The following is a 557-nucleotide window of genomic DNA, read 5'->3' on the forward strand; positions in this document are numbered from 1 at the left end:
GGCGGTGGTGGTGAGGGTGACGCCGGAGACGGTGTTGCCGTTGACCAGGCCGGTCGTGCTGAATTGGCTGGTGCCGAGGGCGGGGGCCTGGCCGTAGATGCTGGTCTGGTTGAGGGCGGTGACGGTGAGCGCGGCGGGGTCGATCGTCAGCGTGCCGGGGGCATACGTCACCGCGTAGTTCGACAGGCCGGTGCCGGTCGCACCGGCGGCCGTGATGGCGTAGGTGCCGACCGGGGTGGCGCTGGTGGCCGTGGTGGCGAGGGTGACGCTGCTCACGCGGTTGCCGTTGACCAGGCCGGTCGTGCTGAATTGGCTGGTGCCGAGGGTGGGGGCCTGGCCGTAGGTGCTGGTCTGGTTGAGGGCGGTGACGGTCAGGGTGGCCGGATCGATGGTCAGGGTGCCGGGCTGATAGGTGACAGCATAGTTGGCCAGGCCGCTGCCCTGCACGGCCGAGGCGGTGATGCCATAGCGGCCGACGGTGCTGGCACCGGTGGCGGTGGTGGTGAGGGTGACGCCGGAGACGGTGTTGCCGTTGACCAGGCCGGTCGTGCTGAATT

General features: G+C 70.0%; 1 protein-coding gene. It reads right to left on the reverse strand.

The genetic code is table 11. The features are described from left to right. Nucleotides 1–557, reverse strand: a 557-nt coding sequence (locus HLH29_RS19380; protein WP_182968995.1) for an MBG-2 domain-containing protein, incomplete at both ends; no start/stop codon positions are given.

The organism is Gluconacetobacter tumulicola (assembly GCF_014174215.1).
GTDB lineage: Bacteria > Pseudomonadota > Alphaproteobacteria > Acetobacterales > Acetobacteraceae > Gluconacetobacter > Gluconacetobacter tumulicola.